The following is a 17016-nucleotide window of genomic DNA, read 5'->3' on the forward strand; positions in this document are numbered from 1 at the left end:
CAAATCGCGGCAATCCTCTGGGGACTTATGCTGTAACCGCCCCCCCGACGTCACTCTTGTGTCAAGGTGGGTCATGTTTGATCCAATTAGGAGGACGGTTATGTCAACGCTTGTTATTGTTGGTCTCGATCTCGCAAAGAATGTGTTCCAAGCTCACGGTGCCGATGCATCTGGCAAGGTATTGTTTCGCAAAAAGCTGCGACGCGGTCAGGTTTTGGAGTTCTTCAATGAGTTACCAGCTTGTGTGATTGCAATGGAGGCTTGTGGGGGTGCCCACTTTTGGGGCCGCGAAATCGGCAAGTTGGGGCACGAGGTGCGGCTGATCCCGCCCTCCTACGTTAAGCCGTTCGTGAAGAGGCAAAAGAACGATGCTGCTGATGCCGAGGCGATTTGTGAGGCTGCGGTGCGCCCGACAATGCGGTTTGTTTCCGTGAAGAGCGAAGAAACGCAAGGCGCGGCAATGGTTTTCCGTGTCCGGGAACTTCTCATCCGGCAGCGGACCCAAACCATCAATGCCTTGCGAGGGCACTTGAATGAATTCGGGCAAATCGTACCCCAAGGCGTAGCAAATGCCTCGAAGCTCGTGGCACTCGTTGAGTGTTCAGAGTGTGAACTGCCAATGGAAGCCATTGCAACGTTTCAAGCCCTCATTGCAACACTCCGGCATTTTGAAACTGAAATTGCCAAGCTTGATGCCGAGATCACCCGCCGGGCCAAAGAAGACGAGCTTGCGCGGCGCCTGATGACAGTACCAGGTATCGGCCCGCTGATTGCCACTGCAATTGCTACCCTTGCTCCGCCACCAGAAAACTTCCGGAGGGCGCGTGATTTTGCGGCCTGGCTTGGGCTGGTGCCGCGTCAACATTCGACGGGCGGCAAGCAAAGGCTTGGGGCAACGACTAAGATGGGAGAGCGATCTCTGAGACGATTGCTAATTATTGGTGCGAACAGTGTCATAATCAAACGACACACCCATCAAGAGGCTCAGCCAGGAACGTGGTTGGGTAATCTGCTGCTACGCAAGCCACCGATGTTAGTTCGGGTGGCACTCGCAAACAAAATGGCGCGCATCGTCTGGGCCTTGATGGCCCGTGGTGGTGTCTACCAGTCTCCGGTAACGGCAGCATAAGGCTGCCGTGGCTGCGAGAACGTCGGAGCGTAAGAGGGCAAGGAGTAGTTTGGCGCAATAGTCGTGAGACAGGTTCAACAAGTCAGTACGCACCGAACACCATACGGGCCCGCAGCATGTAGTGCGCTGCATCAGAGGCCGGATACATGTCAGCACCCGATAACGCGTCACTATCAGCTCCGAAATTACCTCTTGCGCAAGGGGCGGTTATACATGCTGCGTTAATTGACTACGGCCGCAAGGATGCCGACATTGGAGACAGGGCTATGCAGGGGCGGGGTCGAACAGTCCCTCGATGAACGCGATCTCGCCCGTAACTCTTGGTTGTCTGTGATGGACGTGACCGCGTTTGATCGTTCGTATTGCCTCGAGCCCGCTTAAGGTCGCCTTGGCGGATCGCAAGGATAGAAAGCTCTGACGGTATTCAAGGCTGTGAACAAGCATGCAATTTTGACCCCGTGGGGGTGCGGATTGACTGCCGATTGACAATCTGCGCATCGCTCAACAAAAAAAGATCAGACATATCACCCCTCCGTTTTAGGACGGTGAATCACGCTGTTCCGCTCAAATCAATGGGTCCTGACCCTAACGGAAAGGTGCCGTTTTTGATAGTTGGTAATTACGCATTTTGAAAGCGGCGCTGGTTTGTTACAGCTTGCCGAGCAGAACGAGGTGTTGATCCCGTCGGCCGTACGAATGAAATTCATCTCGGAAGGCCGTGCAGCAGAACTGTATCAAAAAAAATCTGCGCATATCAGACGCGATCTCCGCCCGGGATCCGCAGAAGCAGCGGCGCAGGCCCAGATAGAAATGTCCCTTGGGGTGCATTTGCAAAAGGGCTGGCGGGGAAAACAGGCCCGGGTGGAGACTCCACGGCGTCGTAAGCGGACCCATCTCACGAATCAAACTCGCGGTATATTACATAAGTTAGCTTATTGGATTTCGAGTTGTAGCCGGGTGGATTCACAAACGAAGTGCAAATTCTGTACGAATACAGAGAGTTGCATGGAGTATGAAGAATGGGAACCCACTACTGTCACCTGAAGCTGGACGAACGTCGCAAGCTTGCAAAGTGGCTTGAAGCCAAAATGTCGATTTCAGAGATCGCGGATCGACTGGGTCGCGACCCCTCCACGATCTACCGAGACATTAAGCGTAATCGGTACACGGACGGCGAACTGCCTGAGCTAAACGGGTATCACGCGCTCGTCGCTCAGGACAAATATGAGCAGCGCCGCGCGATCCATCGCAAGATGATCATTCACCCTGATTTGAAAGCCGCCATCGAAGACCGCTTGAAGGCTGGCTGGTCGCCCGAACAGATAGCCGGCAGGATGCGGCTCGAACGGCACCCGATCCGCGTGAGCCACGAGACGATCTATCGCTTTGCCTATTCCAAAGACGGTCGCGAGGAACAGTTCTACCGCCATCTCCCTGAGCATCGCCGCCGCCGTCGGCCGCGTGGTTACCGCAGGCACAACAGAGCCCACATATTCGACATTCAAAGCCTGTCACACAGGCCTGAGCGTGTCTCAGAACGCTTAGAATTCGGCCATTGGGAGTGCGACTTGATGATGTTCCGTAAGGAGCATGGGAAGGTAAACGTGACGTCATTGGTGGAGCGCGTCAGCCGCTATGCCGTCGTGATACGCAATGAAGATCGACAATCCAAACCGATCATGGAGTCCCTGATCAACGGGTTGGTTCCCCTGCCCGCCGACGCGCGCAAGTCAATCACCTTCGACCGCGGCACCGAGTTCTCGGCCTGGAAATATCTCAAGGCTGGGATTGGAGCGGATGCCTGGTTCTGTGACCCGCAAGCGCCCTATCAGAAAGGCACTGTTGAGAATACGAACAACAGGCTGCGTCGATACCTGCCAAGATCAACCGCACCGACGGCGCTGACAAATCGATATTTGAGGTCGATTTGTCACCGCCTTAACGCAACGCCGCGCAAATGTCTTGGCTACCGGACGCCCGCTGAAGTCTTTGAAAGCAACCTGATGGAAATACAGAACCGGTTGGAGTAAAACGAGATATCAAAAACTGCACTTCACCGTGAACTCACACCGGGCGCCCGCTACCCTCAAGTGCGACTCTTGTTAGAAAACTGTAGTGCGAAGGGTGTTGTCACGTTAAGTCGTCGACTTTTCAAGTTGGCATGCCAATCATTGATCAAGCGGCATGTGCCGCGGACTTCCACGCCTCGAATGCTTCGAGCCGATTGTAGCGGATGGTGAGGGCAGAGCGGCGGCGGGCTGGGACAGAGAAACGATTGCGGGTTGCGGACTGCATAGATACGAAGCGTTGTAATCCACCCGGCGATCGGAAGCCTTGCATCACTCGCTCTCGTTTTCGGAAGGGCAAGTGGCTGTTCTCGGCGCGGTTATTGAGCCCCTTGTGTGACCAATGATCAAGGCCAGGCGCGACCTCGCGCTTGGCAGCCCATATGAGCGCAGTTTGTCCGTAATGATCCTTTTGGGCACGAATCCCCAACGTTTCATCAGTTTGACCAAAAGCCGCTTTCCGGCGCGCTTGTCTCGCCTCGATTGAAGGATTTCCTCAAGGACCATGCCGTGTTGATCGACCGCGCGCCACAGCCAGTATGACCGGCCCGCTATCTTCACGACGACTTCGTCTAAGTGCCAGACATCGCCGGGGCGCGGATGCCGTCGCCGTAGAACGTGGGCAATCAGGGGGCCGAACTTGACGCTCCAGCGCCGGATAGTTTCGTACGAAACGTCCACGCCACGTTCCAGCATCAGCTCCTCTACCTCCCGCAGGCTCAAGTTGAACCGGACGTAGAGCCAGACAACATGAGCGATGATCTGAGGCGGAAACCGGTGGCGTTTGTAGCTGATCTTTGTCTGCATCGGCACCGCCTACGCCCAGATCAATGAACCAGCAACCACAGGTCCGTTAACGTGACAACACCCCGACGACTGCTGATCATCGGCGCCATGACCCGGATCAGATGGGCGATCAAAAATGGACCACCTAAAGGGTCGTGGCTTGAGCAAATGTTAGAACGCAAACCACGTATGTTGGTCGCAATCGCGTTGGCTAACAAAACAGCCCGAACCATTTGGGCAATGATGACGAAGCATGAAGATTATCGAGATCCGATCGCGGCGGCGTAAGCCTGCAACGCTCGGTATGATGTGAGAAGGACATTGAGACAGTAAGGACAAATGATCGACCAGATCGAGGTTAGGAAAACCAGGCACTCCCAGAGAGCTCCGCGCTCGTGTCATTGATATGGACCCAACCTTCGCATCGCCATACCGGCCCGCGGCATGTGAAACGTCGCAAATTGAGGCCTGACACATGACCGTACCCGATCACATGTTTAAACCGTCAAAATATCTCTTGCATCAAAGCGGGCATCCACACATGGGAGTGCGACTTGATGATGTTCCGCAAGGAGCATGGGAAGGTAAACGTGATGTCACTGGTGGAGCGCGTCAGCCGCTATGCCGTCGTGATGCGTAATGAAGATCGCCAATCCAAACCGATCATGGAGTCCCTGATCAACGGGTTGGTTCCCCTGCCCGCCGACGCGCGCCAGTCAATCACCTTCGACCGCGGCACCGAGTTCTCGGCCTGGAAATATCTCAAGGCCGGGATCGGAGCGGATGCCTGGTTCTGTGACCCGCAAGCGCCCTATCAGAAAGGCACTGTTGAGAATACGAACAATAGGCTGCGTCGATACCTGCCAAGATCAACCGCACCGACGGCGCTGACAAATCGATATTTGAGGTCGATTTGCCACCGCCTCAACGCAACGCCGCGCAAATGTCTTGGCTACCGGACGCCAGCTGAGGTCTTTGAAAGCAACCTGATGGAAATACAGAACCGGTTGGAGTAAAACGAGATATCAAGAACTGCACTTCACCGTGAGCTCACAGCGGCCGTCTCAACAACACGCCACGAAAGTGTCTGGTGTATCAAACGCCCGCTCAAATCTTCCGATTGAACCTGATGGAAAGGGTGACCTCACCCCGATAAATTGATCAAACCGAAATAGCGCTTCAACGTGAGTTCACAAGCGACCGCGCAGGTTCAACTTAGACGTGGCTCGTTCCCGATTTTGCCCGCCACAATAGCCTCTATCCCGCTAAGGCTGGCACGCCCGGTAAAGGCGAAGTCCATCCGCATGTAGGCAAGGCTTTAGGCCTCATCCACGCGCGTCATTCCGGAAGGGTGCCAACAGGCCGCGAGCAGGGCCGCAGACCCAAGCAGGTTGTGGCCCTGCTTGGGTCTGCGCCGCCTTCTTCAACCGGTTTGGGAAAGTCGCCCACAGCTTCTTGGCTAAGTCCCGGCAACGCGTCATATTCGCCCAGAATGGCGATGACGGGACCGCCCTCACCCATCACAGCGCCCGCGACGGCCTCAGTCACGGCAAACCCTTTGTCCCGCAACATCGCGGTATGTTCTGCGCAAGGAGCACACTCCCCATAGAGCGTTTCGGGCGTTGCCCAAACCCGGTCGGACAGCCCAACCAGATCCTTCTGATGCATCTCGAACCGGCGATTTGCGCATGGCATAACTGCGTGAAACGTCAGCATTGCCGAGTGGTCCTTGTCGGGAAATGTTTCTATCCTGTCACCGAGTTGAAGGAGATCCGACGCCGCATGGCCATCACAATTGAGCGCTTTGGCAAACACCGGTCACAACTGGGCGAGTCGCCCCGGTGGGACGAGGAGAAAGCTTGCCTGTGGCAGATGGATTGTCGCGCCGGCAAAATCTTCCGGTTTGAGAGGACCACCGGATCGCTGCTAACTTGCCTCGACGTACCCGCCCCCTGTGGATCGCTGGCTCTAAATGCCGATGGCGATTTGATTGTGGCTCTTAAAGAGACGCTACTGCGGATGTCCCCCGACGGCAGCCGCAGTGAGACCCTGGCCCGGATCGACGACAGCCACTCGAACCTACGTCTGAACGATAGCGTGGGGATGGCAGACGGCAGTCTGATCGTCGGCACCATGCATGTCTTCCGTGCATCAGGCGAAGCGCCTTTGGGCGGCCTCTACCGGCTGACGCCCAACAGTGCACTGCAACAAGTCGACAGCGGGATCGCCGTCACCAACGGCCCCTGTGTCAGCCCCATCAGCGGCCGCTTTCACGTCTGCGACAGCGCCGCTCGCGAGATCTACAGTTACGCCATCGACACTGAGGGTCAGCTGACCGACAAGAAACTCTTCGCTACTACGAATGAATTGGCGTCGAGCCCTGACGGCTGCTGCTTCGACACAGAGGGAGGGCTGTGGACTGCGCTAGTCCATGCCGCCGCTGTCGTGCGCTATGATCCGGAAGGCAAATTAACCCACCGGATCAATCTGCCACTGTCCCATCCCGCCGGCATCTGTTTCGGAGGCGCGGGACTGGACGAACTGTTCGTGACCTCTATCAGTGATAGCGGACGTCTTCGAGCGGAAGGTCCGTTCGACGGGGCCACCCTGCGCATTAGCGGCGGCAACTTTCGCGGAAACGCTCAGCCCCGCACGCAGATCGCCCCTAGTTCTGCCGATTGCGGAAGTTGATGAAACGGCGGTTTGCCCCGGCAACGCGATCGGCCAAAAAATCGATGAACACACGGATCTTCGCCGGCACCATCGGGGTGTCCAAGATGGTGGCATAGATGCCTTCATCGAAACTAGTGTTGGTCACGCTGTACTCAGGCATCAACCGAACTAGCCGGCCCGATTCGATGTCATTCGCAACCGTGTAGTCGTCCAGCAAGGCGATTCCCTCTCCTAGGCGGGCCAACTCTAGCAGGACTAGGCCGCTATTTGTGATCTGACGGGGTGAGAACTGCACCTCCTGCATCCTCTCGCCGGCCTTGAAGCGCCAAACGAAGTTGTTTCCGGGCAGCAAATAGGCCAGGCAATCATGGTCGGCCAACTGATCGGGTTTTTTCGGAGCATCCCGCCGTTCAAGATAGCCGGGAGAGGCGACCAGGTAGCGTTCGCTCCGAAACAGCATTCGGCGCTTCAAGCTTGCTTCGTCGGGGGGAGCGATGCGAAAGTCGATATCGACCTGTTCGTGGCGCAGATCGACCTTCGCCTCGCCTAACAGCAATTCTACCAAGATATCCGGATAAGTTCGCGTAAACTCGGCAATCAGCGGGGTAAGCACACTGACCGCGAACATTGTTCTCGAATGCACCCTGAGCATCCCCTGCGGCGCGGAACTGATCGCGGTGATGCTGTTCTGTGCATCCTGAATGCTTGCCAGGATCCCCTCAAGGTGCCGGGCATAATCTTTGCCCGCCTCGGTCAGGTCCACGTGGCGCGTCGAGCGCCGCAGAAGCTCGACGTTCAGTTGGGCTTCGAAATCCGATAGCGCTCTCGAAACAGAAGTCGGGGAGAGGCCGAACTTCACAGCCGTTGCCGTAAAGCTGCCGGTTTTAGCGACGGACTGAAATAGCTCCATTGCACGTAATCGATCCATAATTACCCTCAAAATTTGCAGGATAGAGACAGCTTAATTTGGGATTAAGGCCGACCACAACAATAATGTAAGTTTGAGGAGGAACTTTTCCATACGGGAGGTATTTATGGAATTCGGAATTTTCACCTTGGCCCAGCAACGGGGCTACCACCAAGACTCGCACGAAGTGATCGAGAACTCGGTCGAGCAGACCGTGCTAGCGGAGCAAGCCGGCTTTGACGCCGCATGGTGCGCCGAGCACCACTTCAACAATTATTCGCTGTCGCCCTCGCCGCTGATGACCGTCGCGCATTGGGCCGGCCGCACCACCAAGATCCGTCTTGGTACCGCCGTCTGCATCCTGCCGCTGTACCACGCCCCGCGTTTCCTGGCCGAGGTCGGCCTAGTCGACGGCCTATCCAACGGACGCCTGGAACTGGGCATCGGCTCTGGCTACCAGGAATTCGAATTCGAGCGCTTCGGCACCTCGCTGGTCGACGCCGGCCCGATGTTCCAAGAATACATGGACGTCATCCCGCTGGCGATGCAGAACAAGATCTTTGAATACCACGGCAAGTACCTGGACATCCCGCCGAGCTCGATTGCAGTCCGTCCGGTGCAGAGCCCGATGCCGCCGATCTGGGTGACTACCGGCAACCCGATGGTACGCGAGCGCACCATGCGGGAAGGCCACAACCTCTTTGTGACCGTCCTGCACGGGGGCCTAGATGCCATCCAGGGCTTGCGCAATAAGCTGGAAGAATCTGCCGATAACGCCGGCACCTACCTGGACGACACCAAGCTAGGCTTCCTGCGCTGTGGCTTCGCCAGCGACAACAAAGCGGAAATCGAAAGCTATCTCGACAACGCCCGCTACGCACGTCGCCTGTCGGAAAGCCTGAAGGACCGCCGCCAGCAGACCGAAGACGGCTACCTGATGAAGGAAGTGCCGCTGAAGAAGGAGATGAGCCTGGAGGACATGGCGGCCAACCTGCCGGTCGGCTCGGTCAACCAAGTGATCGACCGCCTGCTAGCTGAAATCGAGATCCTCAAGCCCAAGCACATCGCACTGCAAACCCAGCTGGGTGACTTCGACCAGAGGACCATGCTGAAGCAGATCGAACTGTGGGGCGACAAGATCATCCCCGAGGTAAAAAAAGCTTTGATGCAGCAAGCCGCGGCTTGAACACGAGGGGAATACGATGCGCATTCATCTGACAGACGCCGGGACGGTCGAAATGATCGAACCCAAAAACTTCCGGGCTCTTGACGTCCTAGTGGATCCCCAACCCGAAGAGCAGTTGCAAAAGGCGCTTCGGAAGATCGGCGCACCCGAGGGAGACGGTTGTGTCCGTCTCTCTCCCGATGTGCTGCGTTTCCTTTCCGGCCAGGCGGGAGTGACCGAGTGGGAAGACGGCTTTGCCGCCATGTTCGGCTACGCGGCCAAGGCAGGCTGGGTCGATGAGGCGGGGCGCGTGCGTGCGCATCTGACGTTCGCTCCTGCAGGGCAGACCGTGTCCTGCGATGATTTTAAGGCTGCGATGCGTGCCCTCCCCGCAGGCATCGCAGCTATCACGGCCAAGGGTGAAACCGGTGACAATGGCATGATCGTGTCAAGCCTGACTTCGATCTCCGCAGAGCCGCCGATGGTGGGCTTCTTCGTCCATCACTCCTCCTCGATGCTGCCTGCGCTGCAAGATCAGGGCACCTTTGCCGCCAACCTCCTTGGCCGTGACAATAATGATGTTCTCGACAGTTTCGTGCGCAACCCCCAGGGCGAGGCACGCTTTGCGACCGGCAACTGGCGGCGCGATTCAGATCGCCCGGCGCGCCTGATGGACGCGCTGGCCTATATGGAATGCGACATCATCCACCGCTACCGGATCGGCACCCATATCCTGGTCGTCGGCCGGATCCGCGAAACCGCGTGCAGCGCCGCCAGCCCGATCATCAACTTCAACGCCAGCACCCGTGTCTTGGCGGATATCGCAGCAGAATAAGGTAGATCAGCATGAGCGGAGCATTGGACGGCGTCGTCGTCATCGACGCAAGCCGGGTCCTTGGCGGGCCCTACTGTGGTCAGATCCTGGCCGATCACGGTGCCCGCGTCATCAAGGTCGAACCGCCGACTGGCGATGAGACCCGCCTCTGGGGCCCGCCCTTTCGGGGCCATCAGTCCAGCTATTTCATGGGACTGAACCGCAACAAGGACGGCATCGTGCTGGACCTCGCCTCTGACGAGGGCCGCGAAGCGCTGCTGCAGCTCCTTGCAGGGGCCGATGTCTTCATCGAAAATTTCAAGGTAGGTACTCTGGAAAAATGGGGGATTGGCGGTGACGAGCTGCGCCAGCGCCTGCCCGGCCTGGTGCATTGTCGTGTCTCGGGCTTCGGGGCCGATGGCCCCTATGGCGGGCGCCCCGGCTACGATGCCGCCATCCAGGCCCTTGTCGGCCTGATGAGCGTCAACGGCGAAGCGGGCGGCAAGCCGCTGCGCATGGGCGTGCCGGTGGTCGACATCGTGACCGGGCTGAACGCGGCGCTTGGCGTCCTGCTGGCGCTTCAGGAACGCAACCGCTCCGGGTTGGGCCAGTTCGTCGAGGCCTCGCTTTACGATTGCGGCATGTCGCTGCTGCACCCGCATCTGGCAAATGTCTACCTTGGGGGTCCGGTGCCCGAACCCGCCGGCAATGCCCATCCCAACATCACACCCTATGACACCTACCCCTGCGCCGACGGCGAGATCTTTCTTGCGGTTGGGAACAACGGCCAATTCTCCAAGCTTTGCGCGCAACTGGACAGTGCGGAGACGGCCGAGGACCCGCGCTTTGCCACCAATGCCCTGCGCAAGGAAAACCGCCCTGCCCTCCGGGCCTTCCTAGAAGAGCGCCTAGCAAGCCATGCTGCCGCCGAGGTGGCCGAACGTCTGATCCAGGCCGGCGTGCCCTGCGCCCCGGTGCGCAACGTCGAGCAGGTCATCAACGATCCCCACACCAAGGCCCGCGGCATGATCGTGGAGATCGGCGAGGAGTACCGTGGCACCGCCAATCCCATCAAGCTGAGCCGCTCCCCCGCCAGTTATCGCAAGGCCCCTCCGAGCCTTGCCGAGGATGCCGAGCGGATCGAGCAAGAATTCGGGCTTGCCCGCACGAGACCCGGCGCGGAATGACGCTGGGCGTCCAGGCCCCAAATCTACTGGAGAATTTCCCCATGACGGTCACCGTAAATGTCGCCGATGGCGTCGCCCATGTCCTTATTGACAATCCGCCAGTGAACGCCCTGTCGCGGGCCGTTCGTGAAGGCCTGCTGCGTGCGGTGGCCCAGACCGACGCCGATCCCGACGTGCGCGCCGTGGTGCTGCGTTGCGCCGGTCGCACCTTCGTCGCCGGGGCGGATGTGCGCGAATTCGATGCCCCGCCGGTGGCCCCGCACCTGCCCGATGTGATCGCCGTCGTCGAAGACGCCGACAAGCCTTGGCTGGCGCTGATCCACGGCAACGCCCTGGGTGGCGGCATGGAACTGGCACTCGGCTGCCGCTGGCGGCTTGCCGTTGCCGGCTCCAAGCTCGGCTTTCCCGAAGTGAACCTGGGCCTTATTCCGGGTGCGGGCGGCACCGTCCGCACACCGCGCCTGACCGGCATCGAAGCCGCTGTCGATCTTGCCACCTCCGGCAAGCCGGTGAGTGCCAGCAAGGCGGCAGAACTTGGCCTGATCGACGCGGTGATCGACGACGAAGACGCGATTGCCGCCGCTATGCGTTGGCTGGACCAGGCCCTAGACGCCCCCCTGCCCCTGCCGACCAGCCAGCGTCCCGTCATACCGATCGAGGAAGCGGCCCTGGATGCGGCCGAGGCCCGCCTGCGCAAGTCCGCTCGCGGTGCAGCCGCCCCGGGGATGGCGCTGAGCTCGCTCCGCAACGCCACCACCGCCACATTAGGTGCCGCAATGGCCTTCGAGCGCGAGATCTTCCTAGAGCGTCGCGCCTCTGCCGAGGCCGCCGCCCTGCGCGCGGTCTTCATGGCCGAACGCGCCGCGTCGAAACCGGCCGATCTGAAGGGGGTCAGCCCGCGCCCCTTCGCCCGCGTCGGCATCATCGGCGGCGGCACCATGGGGGCCGGGATCGCCGTGGCCATGCTGAACGCCGGGCTGAGCGTGCAGATGGTCGAACGCGACGCCGCCTTGGCGGAGCGGGGACGGAGCAATGTCGAGGGGCTTTATACCGCCACCGTCGCCCGGGGTCGGATGAATGACGCCCAGATGCAGGCCCATCTGGCGCGGTTCTCGGTCGGCGACAGCTATGACGCCTTGGCCGGTGGCGATCTGGTGATCGAGGGTGTCTTCGAGGACCTGAAGGTCAAGCGCGAGGTCTTCGCCCGGCTGGTCGAGGTCTGCCCGCCCGAAACGATACTGGCCACCAATACCTCTTATCTCGACCCCGAAGCGATTTTTGAGGGGCTGGCCGGGCCGGACCGCTTCCTCGGGCTGCACTTCTTCAGCCCGGCCCATGTGATGAAGCTGTTGGAAATCGTGCCGACCGCGGCCACCGCGCCCGAGGTTCTGGCAACCGCCTTCGCCCTGGCCAAACAGGCCGGAAAGATGCCCGTGCGCACCGGGATCTGCGACGGGTTCATCGGCAATCGTATCCTCAAGGGAATGCGCCTCCAGGCGGAACGGCTGATCCTGGCGGGTTGCGCCCCGGCCGAGGTCGACGGCGCGCTGCGCGGCTTCGGCCTGGCCATGGGGCCCTTCGAAGTTCAGGATCTCGCCGGGCTGGATATCGCCGCATATCAGCGGCAGGCCGCCCGCGAGCGCGGACAAGAGGCTTTCGCACCGATCGCCGACCTGCTGGTTGCCGCGGGTCGGCTGGGGCGCAAGACCGGTGCCGGCTGGTACGATTACGTCAACGGCAGCCCCCAGCCCGGTCTGCCCGAGGCGGTCAACGGAGCCATCCTCGCCGCGCGGGACAGCAGCCAAGCCTCTTGCCGCAGCTGGACGCCCGAAGAGATCGTCGAGGCCGTCCTCTTCCCGATGGTCAACGAGGCTGCCCGGATCGTCTCCGAAGGCATCGCCAACTCGCCCGTGGATATCGACCTGGTCGAAATCCACGGCTACGGCTTCCCGCGCCATCGGGGCGGACCGGTCTGCTACGCGCGTCAGCTTGGCCTGAAGACCGTCATCGCGCGCCTCGAAGCGCTGCATGACGCGGGCCTGAGCGATGCGCCCTGCGACGAACTTCGTTCCTGGGCGTCCGCCTCCGCGACGCCTTCCCCCAAGAACAACAACGAGAATTGACCGACATGAGCCTGGATACTGAAACACTCAACCAGTTCCGTGATACCGTTTCGCGTTTCGTGCGCGAACGTCTGGTGCCGCTCGAAGCCAAGGTGGCCGAAGATGACATGATCCCCGACGCGGTCGTCGAGGAGATCAAGGAAATGGGTCTCTTTGGGATGAGCATCCCCGAGGAACTCGGGGGCATCGGCCTGACCATGTCCGAAGAGGTGCAGATCGCCTTTGAACTGGGTTGGACCTCGCCCGCCTTCCGCTCGTTGATCGGCACCAACAACGGCATCGGCTCTCAGGGGATCATCATGGATGGTACACCCGAACAGAAGGCCCACTACCTGCCGCGCCTGGCGACGGGCGAACTGATCGCCTCTTTCGCGCTGACCGAACCCGACGTCGGATCCGACGCGGGCTCGGTGCGCGCCAGTGCCCGGCGCGATGGCGATCACTACGTTCTGAACGGCACCAAACGCTATATCACCAACGCGCCGCGCGCCGGGCTGTTCACCGTCTTTGCCCGCACCGACCCTGACACCACTAATGCCTCCGGGGTCACCGCCTTCCTGGTCGAGGCGGATACCCCCGGCCTGAAACTCGGCCCCAAGGATCACAAGATGGGCCAGCGCGGCGCCCATACCTGCGATGTGATCTTCGAGGATTGTCGCGTTCCAGCCTCGGCGATTCTGGGCGGCAAGGAAGGCGTCGGCTTCAAGACCGCGATGAAGGTGCTGGACCGGGGCCGGCTGCACATCTCTTCGATCTGCGTCGGGGCCGCGGAAAGGCTGATCCACGAAAGCCTAACCTTCGCCATCGACCGCAAGCAGTTCGGCGGCCCGCTGTCGGACAAGCAGCTGATCCAGGCGATGCTGGCCGACAGCCGCACCGAGGCCTATGCCGCACGCTGCATGGTCGAGGAAACTGCGCGTCGCAAGGATGCCGGACTGAACGTCTCGGAAGAGGCCGCCTGCACCAAGATGTTCGCCTCTGAGATGGTCGGCCGGGTCGCGGATCGCGCCGTGCAGATCCACGGTGGCGCAGGCTACATGAACGAATATGCGGTCGAGCGTTTCTACCGTGACGTGCGCCTCTTCCGCATCTACGAAGGCACCACCCAGATCCAGCAGATCATCATCGGCCGCAACATGGTCCGCAACGAACTGCGCCAGCGTTGAGGGGAGGCCTGACGATGACCGACGTCTACATCTGCGACTACATCCGCACTCCCATCGGCCGTTTCGGCGGCACCCTGGCCAGCGTGCGGGCCGACAACCTGGGCGCCCTGCCGCTGAAGGCCCTGATGGAGCGGAACACCTCCATCGACTGGGAAGCCGTCGACGACGTGATCTTTGGCTGCGCGAACCAGGCGGGCGAGGACAACCGCAACGTGGCCCGCATGTCGGCGCTGCTGGCCGGTCTGCCGGTCAAAGTCACCGGCACCACGATGAACCGCCTCTGCGGGTCCGGCATGGACGCCATCATCACCGCCGCCCGCGCCATCAAGGCGGGCGAGGCCGACCTGATGATCGCCGGCGGCGTGGAAAGCATGTCCCGCGCGCCCTTCGTGATGCCCAAGGCCGAAACCGCCTTTTCGCGCAACAACGCAGTCTACGACACCACCATCGGCTGGCGTTTCGTCAACCCGCTGATGAAGGCGCAATACGGCGTGGAGTCGATGCCCGAAACCGGCGAGAACGTCGCCGAGGACTTCAACATCGCCCGCGAAGACCAGGACAAGTTCGCCCTGAACAGCCAGGAGAAGGCCGCCGCCGCCATCGCCAATGGCCGCCTGGCGCAGGAAATCGTCCCCGTGTCAATCAAGCGCCGCAAGCAAGAGGACCTGATCTTCGACACAGACGAACACCCCCGCGCCTCCACGCTGGAAAAGCTGGCCAAGCTGCCGACCCCCTTCCGCGAGGGCGGCACGGTGACGGCGGGCAACGCCTCTGGCGTCAATGACGGCGCGGCGGGTCTGATCCTGGCCTCCGCCGAGGCGGCGAAGAAACACGGGCTGACCCCGATCGCCCGCGTGCTGGGTGGCGCCACCGCCGGTGTGCCGCCGCGGATCATGGGCTTTGGCCCCGCGCCCGCCTCGAAGAAGCTGATGGCGCGTCTCGGGCTCGCCCAGGAAGACTTCGCCGTGATCGAGCTGAATGAGGCCTTCGCCTCCCAGAGCCTGGCCACACTGCGCGATCTCGGGATTGCCGACGATGACCCGCGGGTGAACCCCAACGGCGGCGCGATCGCCTTGGGCCACCCCCTGGGCATGTCCGGCGCGCGCATCACCGGCGCCGCCGCGCTGCAGCTGAAGTCGGGCGAGAAGTCCCTGTCGACCATGTGCATCGGCGTCGGCCAGGGCATCGCCGTGGCGCTGGAAGCGGTGTAATTTGACACGTGACAGACTATGAAAGGCCCGGCGTCCGTGACGCCGGGCCTTTGATCTTGTCGGCGGCCCCGGAGCCACATAGCCTTGGCCGAAAAAAGAAAAGTGGGACCGCAAGTGCAAAAAGACACAACCAGCAGCAGCCGACGCATCATAGAGGCGGCGGCCCAACTCTTCGCGGAGCGCGGCTATGATGGAACCTCCATGCGCGACATCGCCCTTGCCGCTGGTATTTCGAAGTCGCTGCTCTACCACCACTTCGCCGACAAGTACGAGATTTTCAGCAAGGCCTCGGCCAGCGACGGCGCAGGCCTCAACGAACAGGTGCGCGAGGCGCTGGTCGATGCGACCTGCGCCAGGGATAAGTTGCAAATCTTCATGACAATCACCGCCCGCTATTTCGAAGAGAACCGCATGTCCTGGATGGCATCTTCGCAGGAATTCTGGTCGGCGGGTGAAAACCATGTCTCGTTGAAGATGCGCGTGCGCCGCGACTCATTCGAAAAGATGCTGCGGTCTATTCTCGACGAGGGGGTTTCCTCGGGAGAGTTCCGGATCCAGGACACCCGCATGGCCGGACGGCTGATCCTGTCGTCGCTCAACTGGATGCAGCGCTGGTACAAACCGGGCGGCACCAAAACGGCGGAAATGATCGCAGAGGAATATTTCAGTTTGATCGTGAACGGTATCGGCGGCAGCGACTGACCCCCACGCTCCGTAGAGCTGCGGCGCAAAGGTTGCCTTGCGGCCTGCGACACCTGTTCGCGCAGCGCCTCCGGCACGGCGGCAACTCTGGGGGGCGGCTGACCGATCGTTCAGTCGCCCGCCGCCCTCTCGCAGCCTAGGCCTCACTGAAATCTTGTGACTTCTAACACTTATATCAGTTACTTAAGAGACAATGCTCTTTTTTGCAGTACTGATCTGTACTTCTGAACAGGGGTCTATTCTTGCAAGTACTGCGCCTGGGTCGATATTCAGACCCCAAAGCTGACCGATGGGTCAGCCGCGAGGAGGAATGCCATGACCGAAAAACTTGTCCGTCTTGAAGTGTCCGATTATGTCGCCCTGGTGACACTGGATCGGCAACCGGTGAACGCCCTGTGCCGCGAGATGCGCCGCCAGATCGTCGCGACGTTCGACGAGATCTCTGCGCGCGACGACATTCGCTGCGCCGTGCTCATTTCCGGCGGCAAGGTGTTCTGTGCTGGGGCCGATCTGAAGGACCGCCCCGCCGAAGACATTCCCGGAGATTTCCTGGAACACAACCGCATCACACGTGAGACCACGAACGCCATTCGCGAATGCGCCAAACCAGTGATCGCGGCCGTCAACGGGGCGGCGCTTGGCGCCGGCATGGCTATGGCCATGGCCTGCGACATCTTCTTTGCCAGCGACGAGGCCAGTTTCGGGATGCCCGAGATCAACGTCGGCCTGGCCGGCGGCGCCTCGATGCTGCGCAGCGTTCTGGGTCGTTCAGCGATGCGGCGCATGTTCTTCACCGGCCGCCGTCTGAGCGCAGCGGAAATGTATCGCCTGAACGTGATTGAGGAGGTCACCACCGCTGCGGCCCTGCTGCCGACCGCGATGGAACTGGCCCGCGAGATCGCCTCTAAGGCGCCGCTGGCCACCATCTACGCCAAGCGCGCGGCCAACATGGTCGACGTGATGCCGCAACGCGACGCCTACCGCTTCGAGCAGGAATTCACCATGGCCCTAGCCAAGACTGAGGATGCCCGCGAAGCGCGCATGGCCTTCCTCGAAAAACGCAAGCCGGAATTCAAGGGACGCTGAA

Annotated in this window: 12 protein-coding genes and 4 pseudogenes; 13 read left to right on the plus strand and 3 right to left on the minus strand. The window is 60.6% G+C overall.

The window, feature by feature from the left end:
* The first annotated feature begins 100 nt into the window (after nt 1-100).
* Both K3762_RS18280 and K3762_RS18285 read left to right on the plus strand, forming a co-directional pair.
* The gene (locus K3762_RS18280) at nt 101-1129 is read left to right on the plus strand and encodes an IS110 family transposase (RefSeq protein WP_260013175.1); all 1029 of its coding nucleotides are present in this window, start codon (nt 101-103) and stop codon (nt 1127-1129) included.
* Nucleotides 1130-2148: 1019 nt separating this feature from the next.
* Entirely contained in the window at nt 2149-3159 is a 1011-nt protein-coding gene (locus K3762_RS18285) for an IS30 family transposase (protein WP_243263975.1), read from the plus strand.
* Between the two features lie 145 nt (nt 3160-3304).
* On the opposite strand, the pseudogene K3762_RS18290 reads toward K3762_RS18285, so the two are convergent.
* A pseudogene (locus K3762_RS18290) lies at nt 3305-4002 on the minus strand (IS6 family transposase).
* A gap of 63 nt (nt 4003-4065) precedes the next feature.
* Here K3762_RS18290 and K3762_RS18295 point away from each other — a divergent pair.
* Nucleotides 4066-4269, plus strand: a pseudogene (locus tag K3762_RS18295) (IS110 family transposase); the annotation flags it as partial.
* Nucleotides 4270-4523: 254 nt separating this feature from the next.
* A pseudogene (locus tag K3762_RS18300) lies at nt 4524-4997 on the plus strand (IS30 family transposase); the annotation flags it as partial.
* A gap of 305 nt (nt 4998-5302) precedes the next feature.
* On the opposite strand, the pseudogene K3762_RS18305 reads toward K3762_RS18300, so the two are convergent.
* A pseudogene (locus K3762_RS18305) lies at nt 5303-5676 on the minus strand (amidohydrolase); the annotation flags it as partial.
* An 87-nt stretch (nt 5677-5763) separates the two neighbouring features.
* Between K3762_RS18305 and K3762_RS18310 the strand changes: the two are divergent.
* Entirely contained in the window at nt 5764-6672 is a 909-nt protein-coding gene (locus K3762_RS18310; protein WP_260013176.1) for an SMP-30/gluconolactonase/LRE family protein, read from the plus strand.
* Here the strand turns inward: K3762_RS18310 and K3762_RS18315 are convergent.
* The gene (locus K3762_RS18315) at nt 6647-7564 is read right to left on the minus strand and encodes a LysR family transcriptional regulator (protein WP_260013178.1); all 918 of its coding nucleotides are present in this window, start codon (nt 7562-7564) and stop codon (nt 6647-6649) included. The genes K3762_RS18310 and K3762_RS18315 overlap by 26 nt on opposite strands.
* Nucleotides 7565-7688: 124 nt before the next feature.
* Between K3762_RS18315 and K3762_RS18320 the strand changes: the two genes are divergently transcribed.
* The 8 genes from K3762_RS18320 (at nt 7689) to K3762_RS18355 (ending at nt 17015) form a co-directional block, all read left to right on the plus strand.
* A complete protein-coding gene (locus tag K3762_RS18320; protein ID WP_260013179.1) occupies nt 7689-8747 on the plus strand; it encodes an LLM class flavin-dependent oxidoreductase in 1059 nt (352 codons plus the stop codon).
* Nucleotides 8748-8763: 16 nt separating this feature from the next.
* On the plus strand, nt 8764-9561 hold the full coding sequence (locus K3762_RS18325) for a flavin reductase family protein (protein ID WP_260013182.1): 798 nt from the start codon (nt 8764-8766) through the stop codon (nt 9559-9561).
* Between the two features lie 11 nt (nt 9562-9572).
* Nucleotides 9573-10727, plus strand: coding sequence for a CaiB/BaiF CoA-transferase family protein (locus K3762_RS18330; protein ID WP_260013185.1), 1155 nt, complete (start codon nt 9573-9575; stop codon nt 10725-10727).
* A 41-nt stretch (nt 10728-10768) separates the two neighbouring features.
* Nucleotides 10769-12850 carry a 3-hydroxyacyl-CoA dehydrogenase NAD-binding domain-containing protein gene (locus K3762_RS18335; RefSeq protein ID WP_260013187.1) on the plus strand — a complete coding sequence of 694 codons (2082 nt, stop codon included), beginning with the start codon at nt 10769-10771 and terminating at the stop codon, nt 12848-12850.
* 5 nt (nt 12851-12855) lie between these two features.
* The gene (locus K3762_RS18340; RefSeq protein ID WP_260013189.1) at nt 12856-14016 is read left to right on the plus strand and encodes an acyl-CoA dehydrogenase family protein; all 1161 of its coding nucleotides are present in this window, start codon (nt 12856-12858) and stop codon (nt 14014-14016) included.
* 14 nt (nt 14017-14030) lie between these two features.
* Nucleotides 14031-15227: a 3-oxoadipyl-CoA thiolase gene (gene pcaF / locus K3762_RS18345; RefSeq protein ID WP_260013191.1), complete on the plus strand. Its 1197-nt coding sequence runs from the start codon at nt 14031-14033 to the stop codon at nt 15225-15227.
* A gap of 114 nt (nt 15228-15341) precedes the next feature.
* A complete protein-coding gene (locus K3762_RS18350) occupies nt 15342-15929 on the plus strand; it encodes a TetR/AcrR family transcriptional regulator (protein ID WP_260013193.1) in 588 nt (195 codons plus the stop codon).
* 315 nt (nt 15930-16244) lie between these two features.
* Nucleotides 16245-17015, plus strand: coding sequence for an enoyl-CoA hydratase/isomerase family protein (locus K3762_RS18355; RefSeq protein WP_260013195.1), 771 nt, complete (start codon nt 16245-16247; stop codon nt 17013-17015).
* Nucleotide 17016 lies beyond the last annotated feature (1 nt).

The organism is Sulfitobacter sp. W074 (assembly GCF_025142275.1).
GTDB lineage: Bacteria > Pseudomonadota > Alphaproteobacteria > Rhodobacterales > Rhodobacteraceae > Sulfitobacter > Sulfitobacter profundi.

Bases quoted from the DNA above. Each gene is read 5' to 3' on its own strand.
- K3762_RS18280 (WP_260013175.1), top strand. From the start codon at position 101: ATGTCAACGCTTGTTATTGTTGGTCTCGATCTCGCAAAGAATGTGTTC.
- K3762_RS18285 (WP_243263975.1), top strand. From the start codon at position 2,149: ATGGGAACCCACTACTGTCACCTGAAGCTGGACGAACGTCGCAAGCTT.
- K3762_RS18310 (WP_260013176.1), top strand. From the start codon at position 5,764: ATGGCCATCACAATTGAGCGCTTTGGCAAACACCGGTCACAACTGGGC.
- K3762_RS18315 (WP_260013178.1), bottom strand. From the start codon at position 7,564: ATGGAGCTATTTCAGTCCGTCGCTAAAACCGGCAGCTTTACGGCAACG.
- K3762_RS18320 (WP_260013179.1), top strand. From the start codon at position 7,689: ATGGAATTCGGAATTTTCACCTTGGCCCAGCAACGGGGCTACCACCAA.
- K3762_RS18325 (WP_260013182.1), top strand. From the start codon at position 8,764: ATGCGCATTCATCTGACAGACGCCGGGACGGTCGAAATGATCGAACCC.
- K3762_RS18330 (WP_260013185.1), top strand. From the start codon at position 9,573: ATGAGCGGAGCATTGGACGGCGTCGTCGTCATCGACGCAAGCCGGGTC.
- K3762_RS18335 (WP_260013187.1), top strand. From the start codon at position 10,769: ATGACGGTCACCGTAAATGTCGCCGATGGCGTCGCCCATGTCCTTATT.
- K3762_RS18340 (WP_260013189.1), top strand. From the start codon at position 12,856: ATGAGCCTGGATACTGAAACACTCAACCAGTTCCGTGATACCGTTTCG.
- pcaF (WP_260013191.1), top strand. From the start codon at position 14,031: ATGACCGACGTCTACATCTGCGACTACATCCGCACTCCCATCGGCCGT.
- K3762_RS18355 (WP_260013195.1), top strand. From the start codon at position 16,245: ATGACCGAAAAACTTGTCCGTCTTGAAGTGTCCGATTATGTCGCCCTG.